The organism is Terrisporobacter mayombei, from assembly GCF_020748465.1.
Lineage (GTDB): Bacteria > Bacillota > Clostridia > Peptostreptococcales > Peptostreptococcaceae > Terrisporobacter > Terrisporobacter mayombei.
The window spans coordinates 1,064,607-1,076,253 of the sequence record NZ_JAHZMP010000001.1 but is presented as its reverse complement, the minus strand read 5'-3'; the positions used below and the strand labels follow the sequence as shown (position 1 = coordinate 1,076,253).

Here is an 11,647-nt window from a genome sequence, read left to right as displayed (position 1 = left end):
CTATAATGGTATTGACAGATTTATATGTAGCGATAATCTTAGGTTTAACTCTAAGCTTATTATTTCAAGAAAAATTCGGAATTAACCCAGGAGGGCTTGTGGTTCCTGGATATTTAGCGCTTACGATGAATAATCCTAAGAGTTTGATAGTTATATTACTGTTAAGTGTATTAACTTATATGATTGTTGAATTTGGATTAAATAAATTTATTATATTGTATGGAAGAAGAAGATTTTTAGCGATGCTTTTAGTATGTATGCTATTGAAAATTGCATTAGACAGCCTAAATATGTCTATGGGGATGTCGTTAGGAGTGCTTGAGGGAGTTGGAATAGTTATACCAGGTTTAATCGCAAACTGCTTCTACAAGCAAGGCATAAAACTTACAACGGTAAGTACTTTAGGTGTTTCTTTTGCAGCTTTTGTTATCTTAAATGTAGCTCAATTAGTTTAAGGAGATGGAAATATGGATAAAAGTTTGACTTTAAAGGAAAAAATCCAAATTTATATAAAAAATAGAAAAGAAATAACACTTTTTAATTTATTGATATTATCACTAATTTTATGCTTTAGTTATATGTTTTTGGATATTATATTCTAAAAGGGGATAATTTAATCTTTATCACTAACGAAAATTAATATCAAAAAGGAGAGAATGGATTGAAAAAATCAAGATGGAAACAAATTGCATCTGTGCTGTTAGCACTTGCATTAGGTTTAAGCTTAGTTTTCTATGATAATATTCAGACTATGTTTACTGTAGGTGTGAATAAGGTATTAAAAAGAGATGGTCTAGAAGGGTATGGAGTAAGCTCGTCTAATCCTTTAGCTGTTAAGGTTGGGATGGACGTTTTGAAAAACGGAGGAAATGCTGCAGATGCAGCGGTAGCAATATCATATGTATTAGGTGTTGTTGAACCTTATGGTTCAGGAATTGGTGGAGGAGGAGCGATGCTTGTTTATTCACCCAAAGATGATGATTTCAAATTCTTTAATTACAGAGAAACAGCTCCTATAAGTTCTGCAACTCAAACTAGCGGTATTGGTGTGCCTGGTTTTGTAAAGGGTATGGAAGAAGTAAACAGTACTTATGGTACAAAAGAAATGAAAGAACTTATACAGCCATCTGTTGATTATGCTGAAAATGGATTTGAAATGAATACAAATCTATATAATAGACTTGATATTTTTAAAGGATATTCAGATATGAATAGTTTGACTACATTCTATGATGAAAATGGTCAGCCAAAGAGTGAGGGAACGACCATAGTTCAGCCGGAATTAGCAACTACTTTAAAAACTATCCAAGAGGGTGGAGCGAATGCTTTCTATAATGGAGTGATTGCTCAACAATTAACACTAGGTGGCTTACTAAAATCAGAAGATCTATCTGCTTATAAAACGGAAATTGTAAAACCGTTAACAGGTAAATTTAATGGATATGAAGTTGTAACAGCTCCAGCGCCATTTGGTGGTGCCACGTTACTACAAATATTGAAAATGTCCGAATATGCTGATGTTCAAAAATTTGCTACCAATGAAGCGGATTATTTAGAAAAAATGTCTCAAATAGTAAACATTGCTTACACTAATAGAAAGGCACATATTGCAGATCCTAATTTTGAAAATGTTGATTCTCAAAAATATGTAACTGATAATTATGTAAAAAAACTATATGAGAAAAAGTATATTGAAGATATAACTGAAGATGAAAGTGAAGATACTACAGCTTTTGTTGTAACTGATAAAGATGGAATGGTAGTCTCTTGCACAAATACATTAGGTGATTTTTTTGGTTCTCAAGTAACGGTAGGAGGATTTTTCTTAAATGATTCAGTAGGTCACTTTAATAAAAATGCAAATTCTATAAATGCTTATAAACCAGGAAAAAGATCGAGAACATTTATAGCTCCAACTATAATAAGAAAAGATAAAGATTTTATCATGGGGATTGCTTCTCCAGGAGGTAATGTTATACCTCAAGCTATTTCTGAAGTGTTATTAAACCACCTTAAGTTTGGTGAGAATATATCTGAATCTATAGATGAGCCTAGAACTGTATTTAGAAATAATACGGAAATATTAACAGAAAGACAGCTTTCTGATAATACTATTAATGAAATGGCCTCAAAAGGATACTCAGTAACTTATTATGATTCTAATGTTTTTTATGGATCTATTCAAACTATAATAAAAGATAAATCAAAAGGAATAACTGGTGGAGCAGACTATAGAAGACGTGGAGAATACCAAGTTAAATATAAATAGATATTAAACCTCATTTATGAAAATAAATGAGGTTTTTTAAATTTAATAAGTAATGGTAATAATATAAAGATACTTAAAAATAAAAGAGGTGATGAAATGTTGGGATTATATGTACATATTCCTTTTTGTATATCAAAGTGCAAATATTGTGATTTTAATTCATACAAATTAAACTTGGATGAAAAAAGAAAATATTTAAATGCTTTGCAAAGAGAAATGAAGTTTTATGAAGAAGAAATAAGAGGAAAAGAGATTGATACAATATTTATTGGAGGGGGGACGCCGAGTATATTAAATCAGGAAGAAATAAGGTTTTTGTTTGATAATATAAAAAATAATTTTAATATAAAAAATAATGCAGAAATAACCATGGAATGTAATCCTGGCACATTAACTTTAAATAAATTAAAAACAATGAAAGAATGTGGAGTGAATAGGTTAAGTATTGGTTTACAAGCGGTGCAAAATAATCACTTAGAATATATAGGAAGAATACATACATATGAAGAATTTGAAAAAAATTACTATCAAGCAAAAGAAGTTGGTTTCAAAAATATAAATATTGATCTTATGTATGCTCTTCCAAATCAAAGCAAAAAGGATTGGATGGAGTCGCTAGAAAAAATTGTAAAATTAAATCCTACTCATATTTCTGCATATTCTTTAATACTAGAAGAAGATACAGAATTATTTAAGATGTATGAAAGAAAAGAATTCAAATTATTAGATGAAGATACAGATATTGAAATGTATGAGTATACGATAAATTACTTGAAATCACATGGATATAATCAATATGAAATATCCAATTATTCAAAAGAAGGATTTGAATGTAAGCACAATATTTTATATTGGAAGTGTGAAAATTACCTTGGATTAGGTGCCTCAGCATCAGGATTTTTAAATGAAACAAGATATAATAACTTGAGTGAACTAAATAAATATGAAAATATAATAAATAGTTTCAAAAAACCTATAGAGTGGGAAGAAAAACTATGTATTAAAGATAAAATAGAGGAAAGTATATTTTTAGGCTTAAGAATGAATGAAGGCATAAAATTTAGGGATTTCAATGAAAAATACAATATTAATTTTAAAGAAGTATATGAAAAAGAAATTAATAAATTGAAGAAAATGAAATTGATTAAAATTAGTGATGAAGGCATGATATTAACTCAAAAAGGTAGGGAAATATCGAACAGTGTCTTTGTAGAATTTATAAAATAAGAAAACAAATTATTTAAAACCTATTGACAATAAAAAATTAACGTGGTATATAATATATATAATCTTTTTAGCACTCGGATTTAGTGAGTGCTAACAGCGAAGGAGGTATTTAAAAATGGAATTGAATGAAAGAAAAATGAATATCCTCAAAGCAATAGTTAAAGATTATATAGAAACAGCTGAAGCTGTAGGGTCTAGAACAATATCAAAAAAATATAACCTTGGTGTTAGTGCAGCAACTATTAGAAATGAAATGGCCGACTTAGAAGAACTAGGATATTTAGTTCAACCTTATACATCTGCAGGAAGAGTTCCTACAGAAAAGGGTTATAAGCTATACGTAAATTCTCTTATGAACACTATAGAACTTAGTGATAGTGATAAAGAGGTAATTGAAAGATGTGTAGATGGTAATATGAATCATATTCAAGATTTAATACATGAAACATCAAAAATGTTATCCCAACTTACTAATTATACTACTGTTGCAATGACAAAACATTTGGCTACTTTCAGTGAAATTAAACATATTCAATTGGTTAGAATGCATGAAAGTGAAATTTTGTTAATAGTAGTTACAGAAAAAGGCGATATAAAAAAATCCAGCTTAAGTGCTAATATTGATTTAGATCAAGCTAAGTTGAATTTAATTTCTGATAATTTAACTAGAAAGCTTTCTGGCAAAACTATAACAGAAATAGATGATAGATTAATAGCATATATAAAATATGAGATTGGAGAATATTCATCTATAATAGACCAATTACTTAATATGTTAAATACAAATCCTACTGAGGAAGAGCTTTCAATGACTTTAAATGGGGCTACTAACATTTTTAATTATCCAGAATTTAATGACGTGTTAAAGGCTAGGTCCTTTTTAGACATGTTAGGTACAAAGGAAACAATTGCCCAAATAGTTAAGTCAAAGGGAATATTAAAGGAGAATGCTACGATTATTATTGGAAGTGACAATGATTGTGAACAAGCTCAAGAATGTAGCGTTGTAACAGCTACCTATAAGGTAGATGAGGATTTGATTGGGCGTATAAGTTTCATAGGACCAACAAGAATGGATTATTCTAGAATATATTCTATAATAAATTATATGAATATATTATTAAATAATAAATCAAATAAATTTTAAGCTGAGGGGTGTAAATCTTGGAAAATAACATGAATCAGGATGAAAAAATACAAGAAAATTGCACTTCTAATGAAGAGGAAGTAACACAAACATCTGAAGGAAATTTAGAAACAGAAGCTAGGTGTGAAGAAAATGTAACAGATATAAACTCTAAATTAGAAGAAAAAAAAATAAATAACAAAATAGAAGAACTTGAAAAACAAGTAGAAGAAAAAGAGGACAAATATAAAAGACTCCAAGCTGAGTATTCTAACTATATGAGAAGAACTCAAGAAGAGAAGCAAACTGTAGGTATATTTGCCAATGAAAAAATAATTACAGAATTAATACCTGTCATTGATAGCATGGAAAGAGCTATGGATGCTTGTACAGATAAAGAAGATGATATGTACAAAGGTATTGAACTTGTACATAAACAGTTAATTGACTGTTTACAAAAATTTGAGGTTGAAGAAATCAATGCATTAAATGAAGATTTTGACCCCAATTTACATTTAGCTGTGATGCAAGAAAGTGTAGATGGAGTAGAAGCAAACAAAGTCGTAATGGTACTACAAAAAGGTTATAAGCTAAATACAAAAGTAATAAGACCTACAATGGTTAAAGTTTCTTGTTAATTAAAATAACAAATTATTAAAATTTAAATAGATGAAGAATTAAGGAGGAAATGAATTATGTCAAAAGTAATAGGAATAGATTTAGGAACAACAAACTCATGTGTTGCTGTTTTAGAAAATGGAGAACCACAAATAATAGCAAATAATGAAGGTATGAGAACTACTCCATCGGTAGTTGCATTCACAAAAGATGGAGAAAGAATAGTAGGGGAGCCTGCAAAAAGACAAGCAGTTACAAATGCTGACAATACAGTAACCTCTATAAAAACTCATATGGGTACAGATTATAAAGTTAATATAGAAGGAAAATCATATACGCCACAAGAAATATCAGCTATAACACTTCAAAAATTAAAAGCTGATGCTGAAAGTTACTTAGGTCAACCAGTTAAAGAAGCTGTTATAACAGTTCCAGCTTACTTCACAGATGCTCAAAGACAAGCAACTAAAGATGCTGGTAGAATAGCAGGGTTAGAAGTTAAGAGAATAATAAATGAGCCAACTGCAGCAGCTCTTGCATACGGTATGGACAAATTAGATCAAGATAAGAAAATATTAGTATTTGACTTAGGTGGAGGTACTTTCGACGTATCTATACTTGAAATAGGTGATGGTACTTTCGAAGTTTTAGCTACTGCTGGTAACAATAGATTAGGTGGAGATGACTTCGATAAAGTTGTAATAGATTATTTAGCTGAAGAATTCAAAAAAGCTGAAGGTGTTGACTTAAGACAAGACAATATGGCTCTTCAAAGATTAAAAGAAGCTGCTGAAAAAGCTAAAAAAGAACTATCTTCAACAATGACAACAAATATAAACTTGCCATTCATAACTGCTACAGCAAGTGGGCCAAAACATATGAATATAGATTTATCAAGAGCTAAATTTGATGAATTAACTCATGGTTTAGTAGAAAAAACTATGGAACCAACTAAGAGAGCTTTATCTGATGCTGGTCTTTCTGTATCAGAAATAGATGATGTATTACTAGTAGGTGGATCTACAAGAATACCAGCAGTTCAAGATGCTGTTAAGAAATTCATAGGAAAAGAACCTCACAAAGGTATAAACCCAGACGAATGTGTTGCTGCTGGTGCTGCTATACAAGCTGGTGTATTAACTGGTGAAGTTAACGACTTATTATTATTAGACGTAACTCCATTATCTCTAGGAATAGAAACTATGGGTAACGTAATGACTAAAATAATAGAAAGAAATACTACTATACCAACTAAGAAATCACAAGTATTCTCAACTGCTGCAGATAACCAAACTGCTGTTGATATACACGTTCTTCAAGGTGAAAGAAGTATGTCTTACGACAATACTACTTTAGGTAGATTCCAATTATCTGAAATACCACCAGCACCAAGAGGAATACCTCAAATAGAAGTTACTTTCGATATAGATGCTAACGGTATAGTTCACGTTACTGCTAAAGATTTAGGAACTGGAAAAGAGCAAAAAGTTACTATAACTTCAGGAACTAACTTAAGTGAAGACGAAATAGAAAAGAAAGTTAAAGAAGCTGAAATGAATGCTGAAGCTGATAAATCTAAAAAAGATAAAATAGAAGCTCTTAACCAAGCAGATTCAACTATATATCAAACAGAAAAAACTTTAAATGAACTTGGTGATAAAGTAAGTGCTGATGATAAATCTGCGATAGAAGCAGCTATTGCTTCATTAAAAGAAGTAAAAGAGAAAGAAGCTTCTACAGCTGAAGAAATAAAAGCTGCAATAGATGAAGTAATGAACAAATTCCACAAAGTTTCTGAGCAAATGTATCAACAAGCTCAAGCTGAGCAAGAAGCTCAAGGTGGAGAACAAGCACAAGAAAATCAATCAAATGATGATGTAGTAGATGCAGATTTTAAAGAAGTATAAGATTTAATTGCAAAAACATACAGATTGTGTATAATAAATTAAGGATATTAATCTGTTTAAAACAATTAATAATAGCTTGTAGTTTAATATTCTACAAGCTATTGTTTTGTAATATAAAGGTGGTGACAAAACTTGAGTACTAAAAGAGACTACTATGATGTCTTAGGCGTGGGCAAAAGTGCGGATGCAACGGAGATAAAGAAGGCTTATAGAAAATTAGCAATGAAATATCACCCAGATAAAAACCCAGGTGACAAAGAAGCGGAAGAAAAATTTAAAGAGATAAATGAAGCTTATGAAGTATTATCAGATGAAACTAAGAGAAAAAATTATGACCAATTTGGTCATGAAGGTGTAAATGGCCAAGGATTTGGTGGTGCTGGAGGTTTCGGTGGCCAAGGATTTGGTGGATTTGATGATATATTTGGAGACATATTTGGCGATATGTTTGGTGGAGGCTTTGGTGGTGGAAGACCAAGAAGAAGAGGGCCTGAACGTGGAGCTGATATAAGACAAAGGATAAATATATCTTTCGAAGAAGCTGCTTTTGGTAAAAAAGTTCAAGTTAAAATTAATAGAAGTGAAGAATGTGATGAATGTCATGGAAGTGGTGCAAAACCAGGAACTTTAAAGAAAACTTGTCCTACTTGTAATGGTAGCGGTCAAGTACAATCAGTTCAAAGAACTCCTTTTGGTAATATAGCAAGTACAAGAACATGTTCTACATGTAACGGTGAAGGTGAAGTTATAGACTCGCCATGTAGCAAATGCCACGGAAAAGGAAGTATAAGAAAAGCTAAGACTATAGAAGTTGATATACCGGCAGGTATAGATGAAGGTCAAATGATTAAGCTTTCTGGCCAAGGAGAGCTTGGAACTAGAGGTGGACCGAGAGGTGACTTATACATTGAAGTAAGTGTAAATGCTCATCAATTATTCACAAGAGAAGGTTATGATGTTTATTTAGAAATGCCGATAACATTTGCACAAGCTACTCTTGGAGATGAGATACAAGTCCCAACATTAGATGGAAAAGTACAATACCAAGTTCCAGAGGGAACTCAAACAGGAACAGTATTTAGATTAAAAGGTAAAGGTATACCAAAATTAAGATCTAATGTTAGAGGAGATCAATATGTTAAAGTAACTGTTGAGATACCTAAAAAGCTAAATGATAAACAAAAAGAATTAGTAAGACAGTTTGCTAAAGAATGTGGCGAAGAGGTGCATGAAAGGCAAAAAGGTTTAAGTGATAAAATAGATAGTTTCTTTAAGAATTTAAAAAAGAAGTAAAAATATATAAAAAATCCTTCCAATTATATCGCATTGGAGGGATTTTTTATGTGATTATGATTATTATATGTATAAAACAATATTATAAAAGAGAATAATTATGATATAATAAAATTCATGAAAAAGTATTAAATTATTGAAAGAAGGTTTACATATGAATTGGACAGAAGTAACAGTGAAAACGACGACAGAAGCTGTTGAAGCTATAAGTAATATATTATTAGAAGAAAGATGTGGAGGGGTAATGATAGAAGACCCTAAAGATTTCTTATTCCAGAAGAAAAATGAATTAGATTGGGATTATGTAGAAGAAGAAGTATTTAACAAAAGTAATCAAGATGGTGTATTAATTAAAACATATATACCAGAAGAGAGAAATGTATTAGAACTTGTTGAAACTATAAAAGCTAAAATATCCCTACTACCATCTTTCGGTTTAGACATAGGAGAAGGAACTGTATGTTTAAGTAATGTTAATGAGTCAGATTGGGCAAATGAATGGAAGAAATATTATAAACCAACAAAGATTGGGCAAAAAATTGTAGTGAAACCTACTTGGGAAGATTATGATAAGCAAGAAGGTGATTTAATAATAGAGTTAGATCCAGGAATGGCCTTCGGTACGGGGACTCATGAAACGACTTCAATGTGTATTAGAGAATTAGAAAAATATGTGGATAAAACTAAGAGAGTATTTGATATAGGATGTGGAAGTGGGATACTTGCTATAGCTGCAGCTAAACTTGGTGCAAAAGAAGTTGTTGCAGGAGATTTAGATGAAGTTGCAGTGAGAGTTTCTAAAGAAAACTGTGAACTAAATAATGTATCAGACAACGTTGTTGTAAAACATGGTAGCTTATTTGAAGTTGTAGAAGGAAAAGCAGATGTGATTGTTGCTAACATAATAGCCGATATAATAAAAATATTAGCTAATGACGTAAGTAAATTCTTAAGTGAGGATGGAGTGTTTATATCATCAGGAATAATTCATGCTAAGATAGATGAAGTCGTAGAAGCTTTAGAAAAAAATGGATTTGAAATAGTTGAGATAGTGAAACTTGGTGAATGGTCAGCTATAGTATCAAAACTTAAGTAGGTGAAATTATGGATAGATTTTTCACACCTAAAAATAACATTAATTTAGAACAAAATACTTGTATTATTGAAGGTGAAGACGTTAAGCATATTTCTAGAGTTCTTAGATGTAAAGAAAGTGATAAATTAGAAGTGTGTGATATGGACAATAATGAGTATATTTGTGAAATAAAAGAAATAAATGAAGACAGTATATTATTAGACATAATTGAAAAAGCAAATATAAAACGCGAATCTGATTTAAAAGTCAAGTTATATCAAGGTATGCCTAAAGGAACCAAAATGGAGTTAATACTTCAAAAACTAACAGAAATAGGCGTAAATGAGATAGTTTTAGTACAAACCAAAAGAAGTGTAACTAAAATTGACAATAAAAAAGAAGATAAAAAGATTGAAAGATGGGAAAGAATCATCTACGAAGCAGCTAAGCAAAGTAAAAGAGGTAAAATACCAAAACTTACAGGAGTTTTAACCTTTAAGGAAGCCCTAGAAGATATGAAAAATAATGATTTAAATCTTTGTCCTTATGAAAATGAAAGAACAATTTCTATAAAAGAAGGTTTAAAGGACTCTAGTGCAAATACAATTGGAATTTTTGTTGGACCAGAAGGTGGATTTGAAGAAGAAGAAATTGAAAAAATTCAAAATATAGATGGAAAAGTAGTTTCTCTAGGACCTAGAATACTTAGAACAGAAACTGCATCTGTAGTTGCTTCATCCATAGTTTTATATGAGCTAAGTGACTTAGGAGGAAATATATAATGAAAAAAGTAGCTTTTTATACTTTAGGTTGTAAAGTAAATCAATATGAAACAGAAGCTATGCTTGAAATGTTCAAAGAAGATGGATATGAGCAAGTTGGTAGCGAAGATTATGCAGATGTTTATGTTATAAACACATGTACGGTAACGCATATGAGTGATAGAAAATCGCGTCAATATATAAGAAGAATGAAAAAGAAAAATCCAAATGCTATAATAGCTGTTGTTGGATGTTATTCTCAAGTTTCGCCAGAAGAAATACTTGAAATAGAAGAAGTAAACCTTGTAATGGGAACTAATGAGAGAAGAACTATAGTTGATGAAATAAAAAAACTAGAAGTTGTAGAAGGAGATAAAAAAGCTTCTACAGTTGATGACATAATGAAGGTTAGAGCTTTCGAAGATATAGAAATAAGCCAATCAAACGGAAGAACTAGAGCATTTATGAAAATACAAGATGGATGTGATAGATTCTGTACTTACTGTATAATACCTTACGCTAGAGGTGGAAAAGTAAGAAGTAGAGATATGGAAAGCATAGTAAATGAAGCTAAAACTTTAGCTGAAAATGGGTACGAAGAAGTGGTACTTACAGGTATACATGTAGCTTCTTATGGAAAAGATTTAAAAGAAGAACAAGTGGTCCTTTTAGACGTAATTAAGAAAATAGATGAAATAGATGGAATAAGAAGAATAAGAACAAGTTCTGTTGAACCTATACTATTCACAGATGAATTTGTAAATAAAGTATCAAAAATGGAAAAAGTAATGCCTCATTATCATTTATCACTACAAAGTGGATGTGATGAGACATTAGAAAGAATGAACAGAAGATATACAACTGAGGAATATAAAGAAATAGTTGATAAATTGAGAAGAGAAATTCCTAATGTAACAATAACTACTGATGTAATAGTTGGGTTCCCTGGTGAAACAGAAAAAGAGTTTGAACAAACTTACAATTTCCTAAAAGATATTGAGTTATCACAAATGCATATATTCAAGTATTCACCAAGAAAAGGGACTAAAGCGGCAGACATGAAAGATCAAATTTCTCCACAAATTAAACATGAAAGAAGTGAAAAACTTCTGCAGTTAAATAAAGAAAACTTTGAAAAATTTGCATCAAGAATGGTGGGCAAAGAATTTGAAGTATTATTTGAACAAAAAACTGAAGAAAATAAATATGAAGGATTAACTCCTAACTACCTAAAAACTTTTGTGAATTGTAATGAAGATATTTGTGGAAAAATACTGAAAGTTAAAATTACAGAAGTAAAAGATGAATATGTAGAAGGAATTTTAGTATAACATGTAGAATTTTAGGGTTATAATCAATAGTGAGGAGGTG

The 11,647-nt window shown here is 30.6% G+C and carries 10 protein-coding genes; all 10 read left to right on the top strand.

Annotation, left to right across the window (positions count from 1 at the left end; genetic code table 11):
• Positions 1 to 5: 5 nt before the first annotated feature.
• The 10 genes from pgsC to mtaB all read left to right on the top strand — a co-directional run bounded on the left by pgsC (position 6) and on the right by mtaB (position 11,607).
• On the top strand, positions 6 to 455 hold the full coding sequence (pgsC, locus tag K0039_RS05160) for a poly-gamma-glutamate biosynthesis protein PgsC (protein ID WP_228103964.1): 450 nt from the start codon (positions 6 to 8) through the stop codon (positions 453 to 455).
• 206 nt (positions 456 to 661) lie between these two features.
• The gene (locus tag K0039_RS05155) at positions 662 to 2,269 is read left to right on the top strand and encodes a gamma-glutamyltransferase family protein (RefSeq protein ID WP_228103963.1); all 1,608 of its coding nucleotides are present in this window, start codon (positions 662 to 664) and stop codon (positions 2,267 to 2,269) included.
• A gap of 96 nt (positions 2,270 to 2,365) precedes the next feature.
• Positions 2,366 to 3,496, top strand: a complete 1,131-nt coding sequence (hemW, locus tag K0039_RS05150) for a radical SAM family heme chaperone HemW (RefSeq protein WP_228103962.1) — start codon at positions 2,366 to 2,368, stop codon at positions 3,494 to 3,496.
• Between the two features lie 115 nt (positions 3,497 to 3,611).
• Positions 3,612 to 4,643 carry a heat-inducible transcriptional repressor HrcA gene (gene hrcA / locus K0039_RS05145; RefSeq protein ID WP_228103961.1) on the top strand — a complete coding sequence of 344 codons (1,032 nt, stop codon included), beginning with the start codon at positions 3,612 to 3,614 and terminating at the stop codon, positions 4,641 to 4,643.
• A gap of 17 nt (positions 4,644 to 4,660) precedes the next feature.
• A complete protein-coding gene (grpE, locus tag K0039_RS05140) occupies positions 4,661 to 5,260 on the top strand; it encodes a nucleotide exchange factor GrpE (RefSeq protein WP_331476689.1) in 600 nt (199 codons plus the stop codon).
• Positions 5,261 to 5,317: 57 nt separating this feature from the next.
• Positions 5,318 to 7,147 (top strand): molecular chaperone DnaK, encoded by a 1,830-nt coding sequence (dnaK, locus tag K0039_RS05135; RefSeq protein WP_228103960.1) that lies wholly within the window; start codon positions 5,318 to 5,320, stop codon positions 7,145 to 7,147.
• A 132-nt stretch (positions 7,148 to 7,279) separates the two neighbouring features.
• Entirely contained in the window at positions 7,280 to 8,440 is a 1,161-nt protein-coding gene (gene dnaJ / locus K0039_RS05130) for a molecular chaperone DnaJ (protein ID WP_228103959.1), read from the top strand.
• A gap of 154 nt (positions 8,441 to 8,594) precedes the next feature.
• A complete protein-coding gene (prmA, locus tag K0039_RS05125) occupies positions 8,595 to 9,536 on the top strand; it encodes a 50S ribosomal protein L11 methyltransferase (RefSeq protein WP_228103958.1) in 942 nt (313 codons plus the stop codon).
• A gap of 8 nt (positions 9,537 to 9,544) precedes the next feature.
• Complete coding sequence (locus K0039_RS05120) at positions 9,545 to 10,297, top strand: RsmE family RNA methyltransferase (protein WP_228103957.1); 753 nt, start codon at positions 9,545 to 9,547, stop codon at positions 10,295 to 10,297.
• A complete protein-coding gene (gene mtaB / locus K0039_RS05115) occupies positions 10,297 to 11,607 on the top strand; it encodes a tRNA (N(6)-L-threonylcarbamoyladenosine(37)-C(2))-methylthiotransferase MtaB (RefSeq protein WP_228103956.1) in 1,311 nt (436 codons plus the stop codon). The genes K0039_RS05120 and mtaB overlap by 1 nt, the downstream gene beginning before the upstream one ends.
• Positions 11,608 to 11,647: the final 40 nt, after the last annotated feature.

Excerpts from the sequence above, each read along its gene's own strand:
- pgsC (WP_228103964.1), top strand. The coding sequence starts at position 6 with ATGGTATTGACAGATTTATATGTAGCGATAATCTTAGGTTTAACTCTA.
- hemW (WP_228103962.1), top strand. The coding sequence starts at position 2,366 with ATGTTGGGATTATATGTACATATTCCTTTTTGTATATCAAAGTGCAAA.
- hrcA (WP_228103961.1), top strand. The coding sequence starts at position 3,612 with ATGGAATTGAATGAAAGAAAAATGAATATCCTCAAAGCAATAGTTAAA.
- dnaK (WP_228103960.1), top strand. The coding sequence starts at position 5,318 with ATGTCAAAAGTAATAGGAATAGATTTAGGAACAACAAACTCATGTGTT.
- prmA (WP_228103958.1), top strand. The coding sequence starts at position 8,595 with ATGAATTGGACAGAAGTAACAGTGAAAACGACGACAGAAGCTGTTGAA.
- K0039_RS05120 (WP_228103957.1), top strand. The coding sequence starts at position 9,545 with ATGGATAGATTTTTCACACCTAAAAATAACATTAATTTAGAACAAAAT.
- mtaB (WP_228103956.1), top strand. The coding sequence starts at position 10,297 with ATGAAAAAAGTAGCTTTTTATACTTTAGGTTGTAAAGTAAATCAATAT.